We start from the raw sequence: 16875 nt of genomic DNA, 5'->3' as shown, positions 1-16875 counted from the left end.
CGGTCAGTTCCTTCCGGCGAGGGCGGACGGCGCGCCATCGCGCTTGCGTTGCTCCTGGAGCTGCTGGCGCAGCAGTTCCAGGGAGCGGGCGATGGCGCCGACCTCGTCGTGGTGGCGCGGGTAGAGGACGGTACGGCGGTCGCCGTCGGCCAGCGTCTCGGCCTGCTTGGCCAGGTCGCGCAGCGGACGTACGACGATGATGTGCAGCCAGCCCAGGCAGCCGGCGGCGGCCGTGACACCGAGCAGCCCGGCGAGGACCGTACGGTTCTGCGCGCTGTACTCGGGGATGGCGAGTCCCGAGGCGGGCTGCCAGCTCACGACGGACCAGCGCAGTTCCTTCGCCACACCGCCGCCCGCGAAGGGCGCGGCGGCGGCGATCTGGATGCCGTCGCCGCTGCGGTAGAGGACGCTGCTGGGCTTGGCGCTCAGGCCGACCTGCTGGTTGGTGCCGGCGACGAAGGAGTCGAGCCGCTTGGACGGCAGCTTCTCGAAGGCGAGGTAGCCGGTGTTCGAGCCGAGGACGCGCCGCTCGGCGTCGACGATCCGCACCTGGCCGAGGCCGGGCCGCTTCAGGAGCGAGTTGAGGAAGTCGACGCGGAATTCGCCGACGACGACGGCGCCGTCGCGTCCCGGCAGCTCGGCGTAGCCGGCGATGCGAGGTTCCTTGCTGTCGGTGTCGAGGACGGTGAGGGGGTCCGCGCCGGGCTTCTGCCCCTCGGCGTGCTTCGGTGCGTCGCCGGCCTTGGCGATGACCTCGCCGTCACCGGAGAGGACGTACATCGACTGGTAGCGCGCGTGCTCCTCCATGGTCCGCTCCAGGACGGCGGACATGGCGTCGGGCTCCGTCTTGTCGCCGATGAGGGTGGCGACGGAGACGATGTCGGCGTGGCCCTCGTTGAGGGCGCGGCGCACCCGGTCGGCGAGGGTGTCGGTGCGCTCGCGCTGATCGCTGACGATCTGCTGCGGTACGACGACGGAGTCCCCGGCGCGGTTGAGCAGCAGCATCATCGGGGCGGACCAGACGAGCAGCAGGATGCCGCCGGTGGCGAGCAGCGCCCGGGTGCCGACGCGGCGTCCGCGGCGGCGGCGCGGCGCCTTGCCGCCGGGGCCGTCGCCGTTCGGTGCCGTGGTGGGCGCGCCGTCCGCGGTGGCCTCCGGCGTCTCGCCGAGGAGCTGGCGGCGCAGCCGGTCCAGGGCGTGGCCGATCCGCCGTGTCTCGCCGAAGCGGGGCACGGTGACGGGCCGGGTGAGGTCGCCGCGGGTGAGGCGGCGGCTCTCCAGGAAGAGCCGGATCAGGGGGCGCTGGACCGTACCGAGCAGCAGGGTCACGGCGAGCGCGCCGATGAGGAGCAGCGCGGCGGCCGAGAGCAGGCCGAACAGCGGGCTGTTCACGCGGCTGGTGTTCTCGGGGACGGTGACGAGGGAGACGACGGAGAGGCCGAGGCCGGTGGCGTCGGTGGACTCGCCCGCCTCGGGCGCGGCCAGCGAGGCGTATCCGGCGATCGGGCGCTCACCACTGATGCGCTTCCCGGTCATCGTCCCGCTGACGCCGAGGAAGCCGCCGGAGCCGGGCTCCTTGGCCTTGAGGGGGTTCTCGGCGGACTTCTCGGCGCTGCGCTTCGCGAAGGAGGCGAGCTGCTTCTTCGTCTGCTTGACCTCCTCCTCGACGGTGTCGGAGGGGATCTTCTCGGGGACCGGGATGCCGTCGCTGCTGAGGATCTGGCCGCCCGAGTCGACGACGGCGATCACCCGGAACTTGCCGAGGCTGACGCCGGGGAACTTCAGGCTGTTCGAGGTGACCAGGAGCTGCTGCGGCTGTCCTTCCCAGGAGAGCAGGGCGAAGGTGAGCAGCCGGGTCTCGCCGTTCTTGAGCCGGACCATGCGGGGCGCGAGGCCGCCGGGGTCGGCGAGCTTGTCCCGGTCGACCGCGAGCAGCGGTACGTTCTCGCCGCGCGCGGCGAGCAGCTTGCCGGACTTGATCTCGACGACGGCCGAGCCGCGCCACTTCTGGTAGACGCTGCCGAGCTTGTCGAGGACGGTGTCGGCGGAGACCGGGTCGCCCGCGTTGAAGAGGGCGGCCGTCCGGTTGAGGTCGGTGATCGACTCGTCCAGCGAGGCGCGCAGCGCGATGGCGCCGTCCTCGGCGAAGTGCTGCTGAGAGGTGAGCACGGCCTCGGGCAGCGGGTCCTTGATCGGGTTGCCGAGACCGAAGGCGGTGAGGGCGGCCAGCGCGAGCAGCAGGGCCGAGAGGGCCGCGATCGGTGGACGAATGCCGCCCAGTAGCGACATATCGGCCCGTTTGCGGACCTTGTGCCGCCGCTTCGCAGACGACGCGGCCATGCGGGTACCTCTCTCAGGACAGTGTGTGCGGGCACAGCTGGTGGCGGCCACGCGGCGGGCGCGGGGCCGGTTCAGGCAGGGCGAGGGGGGACGGACGGAGGCGTGAGAACACTGCCTCTGTCGCGATACGAGCCCCCGTCGCGATATGAGGACCGGTCAGGCTCTCGAATGGTTGTCCCTGGTTCGAACTAATTCATGTGTGATCTGTGTTACAGGTGGTGTGCGAGTGGGTAACGCGCCCGGCTCGGGGCATACGACGGGCGCGCGGACCCGTGGGCCCATGGGCGCACGGGCACCTGATCCGGACCGCACAGTTCACCCAGAGTTCGCCCGGGACGCTTGGTAACTCGGGGCGGGGACCGGTAACTCAGGGCAGCCCCGGGCCAAGGATCGGGCCCGGGGCGTGCGACGGCGTGGGCGGGCGGGACGCCTCAGGCGGCGCCCGGTCATTCGGGCAGGGCCTGGAGGGGCGTCAGTCCGTCCTTCTCCGCGCCACGGTTCAGCATCGTCCCTTGTGTACGGTCGAAGGCCAGCCGGTACCGGGCGAGCTGCTCCTGGGTGTACTTCTTCCCGTCGGCGCCCTTGCCGTCCTTGATCGCCTGCACCGGGTTGAGCAGCCGGAAGTCCGTGACCGCCCCCGGCGGCAGCGAGTCCGGGTCCTCGTGGTCCTCCGGGGCGGGCGGGGTGTCCACGTACGTCGGCAGGTACTGCGGCCGTACGTCCCACTCGCCGCCCCGCTGGGTGAAGGTGAACCAGCCGATGACGCCCTCCTCGGACACACCGCTGGGCACCTCGTGCCGGGCGACCTGATTGCCCAGACCGTAGGCGAACCAGGTGCCGCCGACCTTCTCCATCGGCTGCACCACATGGGCGTGGTGCCCGATCACCAGGTTGATGCCGGTCTTCTCGGCGATGCGCCGGGCGAGCTTCATCTGCGCGGTGCTGGGCTCCTGCTGGTACTCGCGTCCCCAGTGGATGCTCAGGATGACGACCTCCGCGCCCGCCTTGCGCGCCGCGCGCTCGGCGGCGGCGATCGCCTTGAAGGACGTCTTGTTGACCAGCCAGGGCTTGTCCGCGGGCACCTCGTGCTTGACGAAGCCGAAGGCGAAGGAGATCTGCGCGACCTTCACGCCCTTGACGTCCACGATCAGCGGCGTCTCGGCCTCTTCCTTCGTCCGGGCGGAGCCGGTGTGCTTCAGGCCGGCCGCGTCGAGCGTGTCGAGCGTGCGCTTCACGCCCTCGGGGCCGTGGTCGATCGAGTGGTTCGACGCCGTCGAGCAGGTGTCGTACCCGATGTCCTTGATCGCGGTGGTGATCTCCGGCGGGACCTGGAAGTTCGGGAAGCCCTCGTACGGGCCGCCCTTCTTGGCGATCACCGGCTCCATGTGACAGATCGCCAGATCCGCCTTGCTGATCACCGGCTGCACGCCCGCCATCAGCGGACCGAAGTCCAGCGCCTTGCCGTTCCCGCCCGGCGCCTTCGCGTCCTTGGCGGCCTGGTCGATCAGGGGCGGGTGGATCAGTACGTCACCGGCCGCGGCCACCGTGAACGACGGCCCTTCGGCCTTCGCCCCGTCGCTCCCGCCCGATCCGCCGTCGTCCCCCGCGCCGAGTGCGGAACACCCCGCGACGGCGGTGGCGAGGGCGAGGACCGCGGCGGCGCGGAGGGTGGTGCGCGCCGCCGTGCGCAGGGCCGTGCGGGGCACTGCGCGGGACAGGGGGAGGGATCTCTTCACACCGGTATTTTGACCCGCATATGACACGATCTCCGACCGTGAAGATAACAATCATGGCAAGCCTGCTGGCCGGAGCCTTGATCGCGGTGATTGTGGTGATCGTCACCCCGATCCTGGGCCGGTCCTCCGACGGGTCCGACCCGCCCCGCTCCGAGGCCGGCGACGACGGCCGGACCACCGAGGTCGACCTGGAGCGACGCATCGCCGACTTCACCACCGGGAAGGTCGTGGACGCCCGCTACCTGCCGCCGGACCGCGCCCAGCGCGACACCCTCGCCGAGGGGGTGGCGCTGTACGTGGACGGCAAGCACGAGGAGGCCGAACGCAGACTCGCGGAGGTCGACTTCGGCGTACGGATCCTGCGTGACATCGAGGCCCCGGGAGACCGGCCCGGCCGCCGGTACGCGGAGATCGCGGACCGGGCGTCCGAGAACATGCGCGGCTGGGGGCGGGTGTACGTGGCGCTCGACGACCCGGTCCGCTTCTCCGTACAGGTACCGCACCCCGTCGCGGACGCGTACAGCGACCGGCTCGGCGTCGGCATACTGCGCGGGGCGCCCGGCGGGGTGCTGGTGATCGCCGGGACGCACCGCAAGGCGGGGGAGGGCCGGGCCGCCGATGTGGCGCACCGCCGCGACACGGTCTTCCACGCCGTCTGCGCCGAGCTGGTCGCCCGTCGGATGCCCGGGATCCAGGTGCACGGATTCGCCGACAGCAGCGTCCCGGAGCACGACCTGGTCGTCTCCACGGGCGCGGGCGAGGCGGCCCGCCCGCAGGCCGTCACCCTGGCGCGCGCCCTGGTCGACGACGGCTTCCGGGTCTGCCGCGCCTGGTCGGAGAAATGCCCGCTCGCGGGCCGTACGAACAAGCAGGGCGTCCTCGCGGCCGAGGAGGGCGTACCGTTCCTCCACATCGAGGCCAGCCGCACGGTCCGCACGGACCCGGACCGCCTGCGCGGCGCGGTCGGCGCCATGGCGGCGGCGGTACAGGAGTGGCGGTAGGCGGTCCCGGTCCAGTACGCGGCCACCTGGAGCCCGCCGTGCGGGCCGGGCCGGGCACGCGTGCCTGACCTCGGGGCAAGGTCAACTCGGGGCGCGGGAGAATTGGCAGACCAATCGTGGTCTTCTGCTGCCGGAGTACGGTGCGATCCCCCATAGTGAGGCGACATGAGGTGTGAACGGTGCGGGAGTGGCCACGAAGTCTGGCTGCCGGGCATGCAATGCCCCGTATGCGGCGCGGGCACCGAGGAGATGCGGGGCGAGGAGGGCGGGCCGCGGGCGCCGGGTGCGCCCGAAGTGCCGGGCGGGCCGGGGGAGTTCCGTACGTACGGGACCCCCGTGGCGGACGAGGACCTCTGGGTTTCCAGAACGATGATGCCGGGGAGCTCCCCGGACGACGACAGACCGCTCCGCCCCTTCTCCGCGTCCGGTTCCGCCGATTCCCCCGGTTCCTCCGGCTCCTCTCGTTCCTCTCGTTCCTCCGCGTCCAACTCCAAGTCCAGGTCCAGGTCCGCCTCCGCCGACGGCGCCCCGGCCTCGCGTAAGCGCCTGCTGACCACCCTCGCAGTGGTGGCCCTCGGCTGCCTGGGTGTGACGGTCGCCGTGGTCGCGGGCACGGGCGGCGGTGACGGAGACGGCGCCACCGGCGCCGGACAGCCGTCGCGGGTCGGCTCCCCGGAACTGCCGGGGCTGGGCGGGGAGGTCACCCCGAGCACGATCCCCGGCAACGCCGGCGGAGGCGGCGGCAACGCGGGGGAGGGCGGCGCCGGTCAGGCGGGCGGTGTGGCCCCAGGCCCCGGAGCCTCCGCGACCACCGACCCGCCCGCCTCCTCCCCGCCCCCGGAGGACGGACCGGGCGCGGGGGAGTGGGCGGGCCCCGGCTGCACGACCGGCAAGTACCGCGAGCACGGCCGCTTCGAGAACGGCAAGGCCGCCTGGTACACCGTCCACTCCGGTGGCTACAAGGGCAGTTCGTGCGACGGGCGGTTCTCCGCCGTACCGATGTCGGGCAGCCCGAAGGTGGACGGGCGCTCCTCCGCCGTCTGGTCCTGGAAGCTCGACGCGTCGTACGAGAAGTGCGCCCTCGCCGTCTACGTACCGGACAGCGGGCGCGACGCCGACGCCGCGGGTGATCCCACCGTCTACCAGGTGCTCGCCGATCCGGCGGACAGCGCCTCCGGCTTCGCGACCTTCGGAGTACGCCAGGTCGCGCACCGCGGCAGCCTGGTCCAGGTGGGCAGCTACCCGGTCAAGGGCAAGACGTTCGCCGTACGGCTGGTCGACCGGGGCCAGGACTGGGGCAGCGAGGAGCGGGTCGGAGCGCACCATGCGGCGGCGCAGATGCGGGTCAAGTGCGCGTAGGTCGCGCGTAGGCGCGGGGCCGGGCCCGACGGCGGCCGCCCCGCCGTCGGCCCGCCGAGCGTCGGCCGGCGAGTAACACCCGTGCACACATTGCTAATTGACTTTATGTCAAAAAGCGGCCCCCGCACCCGTGCGCCTTGTTTCCCGCGAGTCACTTGTGGAAAGGTGCACCTACTCGTGCATGGTCAATGGCCGCCCTCGCTCCGCCGCTCGAATTCCGGGCCGCCGACCGCGCAGGTTCGCAGCGCCAATACCGGACAGGTATGTACCAATCGAGGGTCTGCTTTCTCAGGCCGGAACTTCTGCGTGTGACATTGCGCCTTGGAAGGAAGTATCTCTGTGCACACCCCTCACCCCCCACGCCCGGCCTATCCGCCCCGTTCCGCCCGTCCGGCTCCCGGTTCCGGAGCGTTCCGCGGCCCCGGGGAGTTCCCCGCCCCCGGTGAGCCTTCCGCCCCCGCCCCCAACGAGCCTGCCGGTCCTGGGGAATACTCCGGCCCCGCCGAGTCCGTCGGCCCCGGGGAATCCGACGCGCGCCTGCTCACCGCCGTGCGGGCGCGGGCGGGCACCGGGGACACGTACCCCGTGGCGCTGCTGATGGCGCGGCACTGGGAGGCGGTCCACGCTTACGCGGCCGTCTGTCTCGCCTCCCCGGAGAAGAGCGCGTCGGTGGTCGCCGCCGCGACCTTCCACCAAGTGCTCGAAGCCCTCCGCCGGGTCGAGCCCTCCGCCGCGATCAGGCCCCAACTCCTCGTGACCGTAAGGGAGATGGTCGGGGTGTGGTCGTCCGTGGAGCCCATCACGGAGCTGCTGCCCGAGCTGCGCAGACCGGCGGTGCGGCGCGGGGCGCGGGTGGCGAGGTCGAGGGACACCGACCACCGGAAGCTCGCCCTCCGCTCTTTTCGGGCGATGTCGGGAACCGCGCAGTGCCTGCTCTGGCACACCGAGGTGGAGGCCGAACCCATATCCGTGCCGGCGGCATTGCTGGCGCTCGACACCGATACCGCGCATATCGAACTGGAACACGCGCGCGAGGAATTCCGGCGAGGATGTCTCCGGGCGCACATCGAAATCGCCCCGAAGTCGGAATGCCGGTATTACAACCGTCTGCTCGATGTACCGATTCGCCGTGGCGGTTCCCTCCTCCCGGACGTACGGGACCATCTCGCCGAGTGCGCGCACTGCCGGGACGCCGCCGACCAACTGGCCCATTTCAACGGCAAACTGGGCGTCCTGCTCGCGGAGGCCGTACTGGGCTGGGGCGCCCGCCGCTATCTCGACCTGCGGGCCGGTGCCCGGGCGCCGGAATCCGGGGCCCGGGGCTCAGCTCGGCCGGTGGGCCGCCACTCGGCGCCCGGGCGGCAGCGGCTCCTGCCGGCGTTCACCGTGCTCGACCGGGTGTCGTCCCTGGCGCCGGTGCCCTCGCGCGTGTTCTTCGCCGGCCTGGGGGCCGGCTCGGCGGTCCTGCTCGCGACCGTCCTGGCGGTCAGCCTCTGGCCCGCGCGGCACGCCTCCGACGACTACGGCTCCGCCGCCTCCAGCAGCGCCTCCGCCCCGTACCCCTCGCCCTCGGGCTCCACCGGGGCCAACGGCGGCGGGGTCCCGCCCGACCCCTCCGGCATGGCCACGGGCCCCCAGGACCTCCGGCTGCGCAACGCCGCCACCGACCTGTGCCTCGACATCCGCGACGCGCGGATCAAGCGGGGCGCCGAGGCGACGACGGCGGCCTGCTCCTCGGCCGGCACCCAGCGCTGGTCGTACGAGGACGACGGCCTCCTGCGCAGCGCGGCCAAGCCCGAGCTGTGCCTCAACTCCCGTGGCGTCGACGGCATCGCCGTCCTCGGCCGCTGCGCCGTCCGCCCGGCGCGCGGCGCGGACGTACGGTACGACCTGACGGTGCAGGGCACCCTGATCCCCCGCTGGCAGGACAACCTGGCGGTGACCCCGGTGTCCGGGGGCCCGGGTGCCGATGTGGTGGTCCGCCCCCGCGACGGCTCCCCGGAGCAGCGCTGGCTGACCGACCGCGTCACGACGGCTGCGGGCTCCCGCCCCATCAACGGCGGGACACCCCCGGCCTCCCCGCCCTCCCCGGAGCCCTCGGCCCCCTCGGCCCCCTCGCCCCGACCCGTCACGGAGCCGCCCGAGTCGGCCCCGCAGCCCAACCAGCACGACCCGCTCCAGGACGTCGGGGAGAGTACGCGGGGCGCCCTCGTCCGGTAGCGGGGCGTGCGGGTTCAGCGCGTCGCACCGGGGACCGGGGCCAGGTGGTCGGTGAACCAGTCACGGGCCAGCTCGGTGACCTTCTCCAGGGCGCCGGGTTCCTCGAAGAGGTGGGTCGCGCCGGGGACGACCGAGAGCCGGCTCGGGCAGCGCAGCCGGGCCTGTGCGGCGCGGTTGAGGTCGAGCACCAGCTCGTCGTGGCCCCCGACGATCAGCAGCGTGGGTGCCGTCACCGCCGGCAGCCGTGGCCCGGCCAGGTCGGGCCTGCCTCCCCTGGAGACGACCGCGGCGATCCGCGCCCCGGGCTCGGCCGCCGCCCACAGCGCGGCGGCGGCGCCGGTGCTCGCGCCGAAGTAGCCGACCGCCAGCCCCCGGGTCTCCGGCCGGCCGTCCAGCCAGCGGGTCGTGTCCGCCAGCCGCCGGGCCAGCAGACCCGTGTCGAAGACGTTGGCCCGGTCCGCGCCCTCCTCCTCGGTGAGCAGGTCGAACAGGAGGGTGCCGAGCCCGGCCCGGTTCAGCCCGAGCGCGACGAACTGGTTGCGCGGGCTGTGCCGGCTGCTGCCGCTGCCGTGCGCGAACAGCACCACCCCGGTGGCGCCCTCGGGCACCGTCAGCCGGCCGTGCAGCACGGCCGCGCCGGCCCGTACCTCCACCTCCACATCCGTGTCCTGCGGCGCCGAGCGGTGCGGCCCGGTCCGGCGGGCGTCCCGCGTACGGGTCACGGCTTCCTCCAGGCAGGCGACGACCTCGTCGTCGCCGGTCTGGGCGAAGTCGGCGTAGAACTGCCCGATCGCGTGGAAGCCCCACGGGGCGTGTGGGCTCACCAGCTCGTCGGCGTCACCGCCGAGCCGCGCGGTCCAGTCGTGCGGTGCCACGGGGACGGCGAGCACGATCCGTGCCGCTCCCCGGGCCCGGGCGATCCGGCAGGCCGCGCGCGCCGTCGATCCCGTGGCCACCCCGTCGTCGACCACCAGCACCGTGCGGCCCTCCGTAGCGACCGGTTCCCGCTCTCCCCGGTAGCGCCGGGCGCGGCTCTCCAGCAGGTCCCGCTCCTGGGCCTCGACCCGGGCCAGCTCGGCCGGGGTGACGCGCGCCGCGCGCACCACGTCGTCGTTGATCACCCGTACGCCGCCCTCGCCGATCGCTCCCATCCCCAGCTCCGGCTGGAACGGCACGCCCAGCTTGCGTACCAGGCAGACGTCCAGCGGCGCGCCCAGCGATCTCGCGACCTCCGCGGCGACCGGCACCCCGCCCCGGGGCAGCCCCAGCACCACCACGTCGGTCCCTTGCAGATGCCCGAGCCGGGCGGCGAGCTGCCGGCCGGCGTCACGCCGATCCCTGAAGAACACGACATCCTCCTCACTCCCAGTACACCCTCGGGCCCGCGGTTTCGCGCGCCGAAGGGCCTGGCGGGGACGTTCCCGGAGGCAGCGGTGCCGCCCGGCGCCCCGCCCGATGTGCGGGCCGGGCGTATCGGTTCCTACGCTGGGACATGTGGTCCGGCCCAACGAAGAGGTCGAGGCGCTCCTCCAGGAGTACGCGGATCTCATCGCCATCACCGGAGGCGAGGCGTTCAAGGCGCGCGCCTACGAGAAGGCCGCCCGCGCGATCGGCGGCCATCCCACCGACGTCTCCCACCTCGACGTCGCGGGTCTGAAGGAGATCCCGGGGGTGGGCACGTCGATCGCCGAGAAGGTCGTCGAGTACCTCCGCACCGGCAAGGTCACGGTGGTCGAGGAGAGACGGGCCAGGATTCCCGCGGGGGTACGGCAACTCGTCGCCATCCCCACCCTCGGCCCCAAGAGGGCGATGACACTCCACGAGGTGCTGCACATTTCCTCGGTGGACGAGCTGGCCGACGCCATCGAGGCGGAGAAGCTGCGCGACCTGAAGGGCTTCGGGGAGAAGACCGAGGAGAACATCCTGCACGGCATCGCGCTCCTGCGGCAGGCGGGAGAGCGGATCCTGTCGAGCACGGCCCTGGAAACAGCTGAGGACATCGTCGCGGAACTCTCCCGGGTCACCGGCTGCGAGAAGTGCGCGTACGCCGGTTCGCTGCGCCGCGGGAAGGAGACCGTCGGCGACCTCGACATCCTGGTCGCCGCCGGCCGGTCGGCCCCCTTCATGGACGCCCTCACCGAACTGCCCTCCACCGCCGAGGTCATCGCCCGTGGCGCGAAGAAGACCTCGATCCGTACCGACCAGGGCCTCCAGGTCGACCTGCGCGTGGTGCGACCGGACGCGTGGGGCGCCGGCCTGCAGTACTTCACCGGCTCCAAGGCGCACAACATCCGCACCCGCACGATCGCCGTCCGCCTGGGGCTGAAGCTCTCCGAGTACGGCCTGTTCGAAACCGAGGGCGGAGAGCGGGTCGCCTCCCGCTCCGAGGACGAGGTGTACGCCAGGCTCGGCCTGCCGTGGATCCCGCCCACGCTGCGCGAGGACCGCGGGGAGATCGAGGCGGGGCTGCGCGGCGAACTGCCCGCGGTGGTCACCGAACAGGACATCCGCGGCGACCTGCACACCCACACCGACCTCACCGACGGCCTCGCCACGCTGGAGGAGATGGTGGCGGCGGCCGCCGGGCGCGGATACGCGTACTACGCCATCACCGACCACGCACCGGACCTCTCCATGCAGCGCATGACCGACGAGAAGATCCTCGCGCAGCGCGAGAGCGTGCGCGCACTGGACGGCAGGCACCACCGGATGCGGCTGCTGCACGGCACCGAGCTCAACATCGGCCCGGAGGGGGAGGTCGACTGGCCCGACGAGTTCCTCCGGGGCTTCGACATCTGCGTCGCCTCGGTCCACTCCCACTTCAATGCCGGCCGCGAGGCGATGACCCGGCGCCTCGTCCGGGCCTGCGAGAACCCCCACGTCAACGTCATCGGCCACCCCACCACCCGGCTGATCGGCAGGCGGCCGGGCATCGACGCCGACTGGGACGAGGTCTTCGCCGCCTGCGCCCGCACCGGCACCGCCCTGGAGATCAACGCCCAGCCCGACCGCCTCGACCTGGGCGACGAGGACATCCTCCGCGCCAGGAGCCATGGGGCGAGGTTCAGCATCGCCACCGACGCGCACTCGATCCCCCAACTCGGCTGCCTGCGCTACGGAACCGGCACGGCGCAACGCGGATGGTGCACCCCGGACGATGTGATCAACACGTGGCCCCTGCGGCGACTGCGCCGGTTCCTGCGCAAGGACGGGGCGAACTGACAGGACTGAGGGGACTGAGGGGACCACGTACGCGCGCGTCGGGCTTCGAGGATGTAGCCGCGCGACCGGCCGGAGCCGTGCCATGGTGGAAGCTGTCGATGACCGGTTGGCGCGGGGGGAACGGCGTGCGGCTGTCGCGGGACATCACCGGGTGGGCGTTCATGGTGGAGGCGGACGGCGTCCGCCATGCCGGACTGGCGGTGGGACTGACCGGCATCAGCCCGTTCACCACCGGTGGCGGGGGCGGAGGCAGTCTGTTCACCCGCGCCAACGGCTGGTGGGGCCTCCCGGTGCTCCGCTCGCTGAACGAACTGCCCCTGGGCCACCCCGTCGATCACCGGTGGTGTGTCACGCGGGACGACGGAGGCGTGCTGTCCGTACTCGGCCCGGACGGCGCGGACTTCGTGCACGACCTCCCCCTGGAAGGGCCGCCGGGCTGGCAGGAGACGGCGCTCGCCTCGGGTTCGGTCCTGCTGGTCGTCTCCCATGTGCTGCCCGCCCTGGACGATCCGGCATGGGACGATCCGGCCGGCGCGCTGGACCTCGAAACGCGGCAGGGGATGGTGTGTGCCGGCCCCGTGCGCTTCGGCCGGCCGGACCACGAACCGCGGGACGAGGAGGAGGGCGCGCCGACGGTCAGGTTCGTCATCGACCCGGTCGGCACGCTGATGGAGCTGGCACAGTACGTGTGCGACCGGATCCTGTCGTTGTCCCGGGCGAAGCAGCGGGCGCGCGACCTGGAGCGGACGCGACAGGCCCTGGCGGAAAACGCGGACCAGGCGCTGCCCGCCGACGCGATGGTGGAGCTGCTGTTCCGGGACGAGTTCCTCGACCACCACGGTCCGACCGAGCTCATGTACGTCTACTGGAGGCTGGTCGCCGAGGTCGCCGACGCCTGCGGGGCGCAGGCCGCCTGGCGGGCCGCGGCGCTCCGTACCGTCGAGTCGGCCGTCCCCCTGGTGGCGGACCGGTGCGAGCGCGCGGTGTTCGAGGAGGCCGACGCGCTGGCGTCACGGCTGATCGACACGGTGAGCGACCCCGCCGAACGGGAAACCGGGCTGCTGGCCGCAGAACGGGAAGCAGGGCTGCTGGCCGCCGCCCGGCTGCGGATCGCCACCCGGGGAGCGGAGGACTTCGCCGCCGACCACTACGCCCGCGGGATGCGTACCGTCTGGTCCGCCCGGCTCGAAGCGGACCTGTACCGCACGTCGTTCACCGGCGAGGAGCCCTTCCAGACCGAGTCCCACCGGCTGCTGACGGAGGCGGCCCACCTGGTGGTGCGCGCGCTGGAGCTGGACGACGGGACGCGAAGGACCCGGCTCCTGGCGTGTCTGGCGCAGATCCTCCAGGACGAACGGGGAGTTCACCAGGATCTCGTCGGCGAGGCGCTGGCGGCATGGCTCGACTCGTCCACCGCCGACGACCCGGATGTCGCCCTGTTCCTGCTCCGGGTGGTGGACGGGATTCCCCCCGACCTGGCCGACGGGCTGCCCAGGGCGCTGTTCGACTCACCCCTGGCTGATTTCGTCGCCGCCCACGGCAGCGACGTCACCGCGAAGGTGATCAGCCAGGGCGTCAACCTGGCCCGGGAACACGCCGACCGGCCGCTGCTGCGCACCGTGCTCGACTGGGCGGAGCGGCTCGGTGTCCGCTGGGACCCCGCCCACCGCAGGCAGTTGATCGAGGCGCGGCTCCACGTGCTGCCCGACGACCCCACCGACTGCCCGGGGCCCGGCCATCCGCTCGCGGCGTCGTTCCCGCGGTCCTGGACCCCGGCGCAGCGGTCGGCGGCGCTGCTGCACACGGCCGCACACGCCCGCGACCTGGGGCAGCCGGCTCTGGGGCTGACCCTCCTGCGTCAGGCGGCCGACGTACCGCACGAAGAGGTCAGGCTGCTGACGGCGGACCTGTACCACCAGTCGGCCCGGATGGGCGAGCCGGGCCCAGGCCCGGTCCCGTTCCCGTACGGGTACTACGCGTACGCGGCACTCGGCTACGCCTCGCTCGGCTTCGAGGCACTGGCGCGGGCGAGCCTGGTGCCGTTCGCGCGGCAGGTGGGGAACCTCCGCGGCGAGGAACTCAAGGCGGCGCTGTCCGCGATCACCGTGGACGTGCCGAACTTCGACACGGGCCGCGTGCCCGAGCTCGGCGCGGTCCTGCGCGACCTCGTGCACGCGGCGGTCTGGCAGCTCACCGTGGAGTCCGAGACGCTGCCGATGGGGCTGATGCTCGGTCTGCACCAGGCGGGCAAGGGGCCGGAGCTGGGCGCGTGGTGGCGGATCGACGGCCCGCTCGCGCTGCCCGCGCACATCCAGCACCTGCTCGGCAAGCTGCGCGACCTGGAGGAGCCCGCCACTCCCCTCGGTGCGTCCGGCGCCTCGCCGCACCTGCTGAACGTACTGGACTCCGACCGCCGTCCCGGTGGCCACGACACCCGGCAGACCGCCCGGAACGTACGGTGGCACATCTCGTCGCTCATCGACGACGAGCTGAGTCGCCGCTCGGCACCGCTCATCGACGACCAGCGCCTCTGGGCGAGGACGCACGAGCTGCTGGACGACCGGACCGTACTGCTGACCTGGTTCCTGCCCGCCGCGGTGAACGGCGCGGCCGTGCTTCTCGCGGTCACCAGGCAGGGCCGGTCCCTCGTCGTGCACCTGGGCGACGGCGACGAGAACGACGACCGGCACCCGGTGGCGGACCGGGTCGAGGCGATCCGGACGGAGATCGCACGCGACCCGCTGTTCGGCGACGTGACGCCGGAAGGCAGCCGGTTGCTGGGGCAGCCGGGCGACCTTCCACTCGGCGGCGGCGACCTCTGGGACACGTGGCGGGCCCGGGGCAAGGACCGGATCCTGGCCTGGCCGCACGGCGCGCTGCACTACCTGCCGCTACCGCTGTGCCGTACGGGGGACCGGATGATCGCCGACGACTGGACGGTCACCACCATCGCCGGCCTCGAAGCCCTGACGCCCGCCGCGGGCCCCGTACGGCCGCGCCGCACCGCGGTGCTGGCCTCCGCTCAGGGCGGCGTGCCCTACGGGCTGCACGCAGAACCGGCGCTGGAGGAGCACGCACGGCAGGTCGCCGGCGCGGTCGGCACGGACGCCGCCACCGGGCCCGCGGCCACGCGTGCCAGGCTGCTCGCCGAACTGGCCACGGCGGACGTGGTCCACCTCGCCGTACACGGGTCGCTGGACCAGGACGCGCCGTGGATGCACTGCCTCTACCTCACCCCGGACCGGGACGACGACGGCCGGGTCTTCGCCTACGACTTCCTGGCGGCCGATCTGCGCGGTGTCCGCCTGGTCACCCTCGCCGCGTGCGAGTCCGCGCTGGGCCGCTTCGACCGCGCGGACAACGTCCGCGGCACCCCGATGGCACTGATCACCGCCGGCGCGCAGGCCGTCGTCGGGTGCCTGTGGCCCGTACGCCCGGAGTCGGCCACGTACTTCTACCACCACCTCCACCACCGGATCGCGTACGGCACGGACCCGGAGCGCGCCTTCCGCGAGGCCCAACTCGCCACCCGTGCCCGGCATCCCCACTACCGTGACTGGGGAGCGTTCACCTACCTGCGTGGCCGGAGCGAGGGAGCCGTGGCATGAGCGAGGTCCGGTTGCACGATGTCGAGCTGATGCCGGAGCGTACGCTCGGCGGCCCGGACGACGACGAACCGCTGCGGGGCAGGCTCACATTCGGCTGGGACGTGCTGCCCGCCGACCACGAGGGCGTGCCCGCCGAGTGGACGTCCTACGTCGCGGCGACGCCCGGCCGCACGTTCCGCCACCTGCTGATGGTCTGCTCGTTCCGCCCGGAGACACCGACCGGCAGAGGCACCTTCCGCCACGCCTCCCTGGGAGTGGCCCTGTCCACACCGGACGACGGGGCACGACCCGTAGCGCGTCTGATCGACCCCGGCGAACGCACCCGCCCGGTCGCCGGCTCCGGCATGGGCATGAGCTTCACGGTCAAGGCAGGCCTGCTGGACGTGGGCATGGAGAAGCCACCGGGCGCGACGCCGGAGAAGGACGAGTGGATCGTCCGCGGCCACGGCGCCTCCCAGCCGAACCCGCAGTGGGAATTCCGCGAGGTCAAGGGCTTCCCGCTGATCGGCGACCACCCGGTGGCAGCACTGGTGGAACTCGTCCCCGACCGGCCGAACACGGCGGAGGTCCTGGTCGCGGCAGAACTGGAACACCGCAACTGGGGCCTCCGCCGCTACCGCGCCCGCCTCGCACCCTCACCACACACGATCACCCTGTCGGGGTGACCTTTGGCCCTGGCCGCCCCGGGAACTCGCCCCGGCCGACGAGCACCGGCACACGGCGCCCCCTCACGCGAAACGGCCCCGGACGAGAGGTCCGAGGCCGAGCAGAGCGCCGCCCTGAGGGAGGAACCCCAGGGCGGCCGGTGTAACGCGTTGTGCCCTCGGCAGGATTCGAACCTGCGACACCCGCTTTAGGAGAGCGGTGCTCTATCCCCTGAGCTACGAAGGCGGGCCTTGCGTAAAACGTGGATGAATACTCTGAGTGATGATTCGTCCGTGTTGCGGCAAGGTCCTGGGATGCCCGTGAGGGCAGCCCAGGACAGCGTAGCGGATGTGGGTGGGGCCGTGGTGGTTGCCTCAGCTCGCCAGGCTTTGGTCGGTGTCTTGGACGGTTTCGGCGTCCGCGTCGGCGTATGTGGGGTCTTCGGTGTAGCGGGCGTGGCTGGCGGCGTTCCGGGCGGGCATGAAGCCGAGGATGACGAGGCTCTGGGCTTCGGCTCCGAAGGCGATCACGCGTCGGTTCCCGAGGGAACGGTCGAGTGGTGAGAAGCCGGATTCGCTGTCGTCGCGACCGCCGTAGAGGTTTTGGTGGGCGGCGCGGGCGTCCAGGACGCGCAGGCCCCAGTCGTCCAGCGGACACCAGCGTGGCCGGACCTTGGCCGAGCCGTGCAGCCGCACACGCCGGTGAGGTGTGTCGAGATGGTGGGAGCCGGTGTGGCCGATCTCG

General features: G+C 72.6%; 10 protein-coding genes and 1 tRNA gene. 6 read left to right on the top strand and 5 right to left on the bottom strand.

Annotated features, from left to right (window positions below):
• Positions 1–3 precede the first annotated feature (3 nt).
• Together ACFTZC_RS03230 and ACFTZC_RS03225 are read right to left on the bottom strand one after the other, a co-directional pair.
• Positions 4–2340, bottom strand: coding sequence for a HAMP domain-containing protein (locus ACFTZC_RS03230; RefSeq protein WP_382886342.1), 2337 nt, complete (start codon positions 2338–2340; stop codon positions 4–6).
• Positions 2341–2786: 446 nt separating this feature from the next.
• A complete protein-coding gene (locus tag ACFTZC_RS03225) occupies positions 2787–4076 on the bottom strand; it encodes a CapA family protein (RefSeq protein ID WP_382886340.1) in 1290 nt (429 codons plus the stop codon).
• Between the two features lie 53 nt (positions 4077–4129).
• Here ACFTZC_RS03225 and ACFTZC_RS03220 point away from each other — a divergent pair, with 53 nt between their 5' ends.
• From ACFTZC_RS03220 to ACFTZC_RS03210, 3 genes are all read left to right on the top strand, one after another.
• The gene (locus tag ACFTZC_RS03220; protein ID WP_382886337.1) at positions 4130–5077 is read left to right on the top strand and encodes a hypothetical protein; all 948 of its coding nucleotides are present in this window, start codon (positions 4130–4132) and stop codon (positions 5075–5077) included.
• Positions 5078–5290: 213 nt separating this feature from the next.
• Positions 5291–6436 (top strand): adhesin, encoded by a 1146-nt coding sequence (locus tag ACFTZC_RS03215; RefSeq protein WP_382886335.1) that lies wholly within the window; start codon positions 5291–5293, stop codon positions 6434–6436.
• A 339-nt stretch (positions 6437–6775) separates the two neighbouring features.
• The gene (locus ACFTZC_RS03210; protein ID WP_382886334.1) at positions 6776–8656 is read left to right on the top strand and encodes an RICIN domain-containing protein; all 1881 of its coding nucleotides are present in this window, start codon (positions 6776–6778) and stop codon (positions 8654–8656) included.
• Between the two features lie 14 nt (positions 8657–8670).
• Here the strand turns inward: ACFTZC_RS03210 and ACFTZC_RS03205 are convergent, their stop codons facing one another.
• Entirely contained in the window at positions 8671–10005 is a 1335-nt protein-coding gene (locus tag ACFTZC_RS03205) for a phosphoribosyltransferase family protein (protein WP_382886332.1), read from the bottom strand.
• 145 nt (positions 10006–10150) lie between these two features.
• Here ACFTZC_RS03205 and polX point away from each other — a divergent pair, with 145 nt between their 5' ends.
• The 3 genes from polX (at position 10151) to ACFTZC_RS03190 (ending at position 16151) form a co-directional block, all read left to right on the top strand.
• Positions 10151–11878, top strand: coding sequence for a DNA polymerase/3'-5' exonuclease PolX (gene polX / locus ACFTZC_RS03200; RefSeq protein ID WP_382886330.1), 1728 nt, complete (start codon positions 10151–10153; stop codon positions 11876–11878).
• Positions 11879–11976: 98 nt separating this feature from the next.
• A complete protein-coding gene (locus ACFTZC_RS03195) occupies positions 11977–15486 on the top strand; it encodes a CHAT domain-containing protein (protein WP_382886328.1) in 3510 nt (1169 codons plus the stop codon).
• Positions 15483–16151 carry a hypothetical protein gene (locus ACFTZC_RS03190; RefSeq protein ID WP_382886326.1) on the top strand — a complete coding sequence of 223 codons (669 nt, stop codon included), beginning with the start codon at positions 15483–15485 and terminating at the stop codon, positions 16149–16151. Before ACFTZC_RS03195 ends, ACFTZC_RS03190 begins: the two co-directional genes overlap by 4 nt.
• A gap of 153 nt (positions 16152–16304) precedes the next feature.
• On the opposite strand, the gene ACFTZC_RS03185 is transcribed toward ACFTZC_RS03190, so the two are convergent.
• Positions 16305–16377, bottom strand: a tRNA-Arg gene (locus ACFTZC_RS03185).
• 128 nt (positions 16378–16505) lie between these two features.
• Entirely contained in the window at positions 16506–16826 is a 321-nt protein-coding gene (locus ACFTZC_RS03180; RefSeq protein WP_382886324.1) for a hypothetical protein, read from the bottom strand.
• Positions 16827–16875: the final 49 nt, after the last annotated feature.

The organism is Streptomyces sp. NPDC056987, assembly GCF_042673865.1.
In the GTDB taxonomy this organism is placed as follows: domain Bacteria; phylum Actinomycetota; class Actinomycetes; order Streptomycetales; family Streptomycetaceae; genus Streptomyces.
Note: the sequence above shows the minus strand (reverse complement) of the source record. Positions and strands in the feature narration are given on the sequence as shown.